The organism is Halobacillus sp. BBL2006, from assembly GCF_000786645.1.
Classification (GTDB): Bacteria; Bacillota; Bacilli; order Bacillales; family Halobacillaceae; genus Halobacillus.
Window position 1 is genome coordinate 1 of the sequence record NZ_JRNX01000795.1, and the last position, 1,519, is coordinate 1,519.

Below are 1,519 nucleotides of genomic sequence, written 5' to 3' on the forward strand. Positions count from 1 at the left end.
GGACCACCTTTTTCTATCCAAGGCAACGGAAACATAAAAAGTCTCGAAACTGAGTCTTACGGAATAGGGAACTTTCATGGAATAAACTTACAATAACAAGATTATATTGAGCCATTTTTAGCTTGTCATTATAAAAACGGAAGCGATCGCACCAATCACTACAAAGATGATATGAATATTTAGCCATGCTAATAAAACTGCTACTAGTCCTGCAATTACTCCGATCTGAGGAGCATCCGGTTTCACAGACATAATACCTGGAAAAATTAATGCACCAAGCGCCGCATACGGTATGGCATTCAGCCATCGATCAACCCAGCGGGGAAATTTGATAAAGTCTACAATAAAGGCAGGAAGAAAACGTGGCACGGCTGTCACAACAGCCATTCCAATAACCATCCATATAATCATTCTTCTTCCTCCTCATCAGTTAAAATCCAAATGCCGCTGAACCCTCCAACAACTGTGCCGATCACAATTGCCCATCCCTGATTCATTCCAAGAAATTGACAGAAAAAGTTGATCAGCATAGCGGCTATCGCAATGAGTGCGATACGATAATGTTTTTTTACAGAAGGAACAAGGAGACCGACGAACATTGCATATAAAGCCACCCCCATACTGTCACTTAAGCGCGAGGGCATGACATCTCCGAGAACGCCTCCGATAAAAGAACCGCCTACCCATGATGTGTAGGCTGTAAGGATAAGTGCTGCGTAGAACCAAGCTCCATGATCTTCTTTTGCTTCTTTCCGATAGAGAGCCGATACGGTAAAGGTCTCATCGGTGAGTCCTAAAGTGAGAGGGATCTTTGCCCGCAATGCGATGTTTTTCAATTGGTTAACGAATGAAAGACTCATAACAAAGTGACGAAAATTCAAGACAAATGTGGCAATGATAATCTCTATCATCCCCGTCCCAGCTGCCACCATTCCAACAGCTAGAAACTGAGCAGCTCCCGCAAAGACAAGTACACTCATTAAAGTTAACTCTATATTGCTCATTCCTGATTGATTCGCTAACACCCCATACGTTAGGGCAATAGGCAAATAACCAAGCATAATTGGAAGTCCAGCTAACATTCCACGTCGTATCATATGTAATCGGTTGGACGAAGTCATTTGTTTCACGGCTTGCGACTGCAAGTTCATCCCCTCCTGCCCGTTAAATTTCCACTATTATACACAATTCAAAGTCGATAAGAAAAGGATTTACTTTCCTTTTAAAAAAGATTGACAATCCCGCTTACTTCTCTTACGATATAATTACTTCATCACATAAAAGCGTTTAAGTGAAAAAGAATAAAGTTTTGTATCATGAATATCTCAGTAAAAGTCTTGTGAGCAGTTCGAGAGACAGGGTGGTTGGTGGAAACCTTGGCAGCAAGTCTTTGAATTACAGTATTCGTTTTTAATTGATACACCAATCAAGTGGGTAAACTCGTTTACCAACAAGGGTGGTACCGCGGAGCTAAAGCTTCGTCCCTAGCTTTTAGGGGCGGGGCTTTATTTATTTTTTT

At 41.5% G+C, this 1,519-nt stretch carries 2 protein-coding genes; both read right to left on the reverse strand.

What is annotated here, in order from left to right:
- Positions 1–117 precede the first annotated feature (117 nt).
- Entirely contained in the window at positions 118–411 is a 294-nt protein-coding gene (locus LD39_RS19770) for an AzlD domain-containing protein (RefSeq protein ID WP_035552440.1), read from the reverse strand.
- Positions 408–1,145 carry an AzlC family ABC transporter permease gene (locus LD39_RS19775; RefSeq protein WP_231572623.1) on the reverse strand — a complete coding sequence of 246 codons (738 nt, stop codon included), beginning with the start codon at positions 1,143–1,145 and terminating at the stop codon, positions 408–410. The genes LD39_RS19770 and LD39_RS19775 overlap by 4 nt, the downstream gene beginning before the upstream one ends.
- Positions 1,146–1,519: the final 374 nt, after the last annotated feature.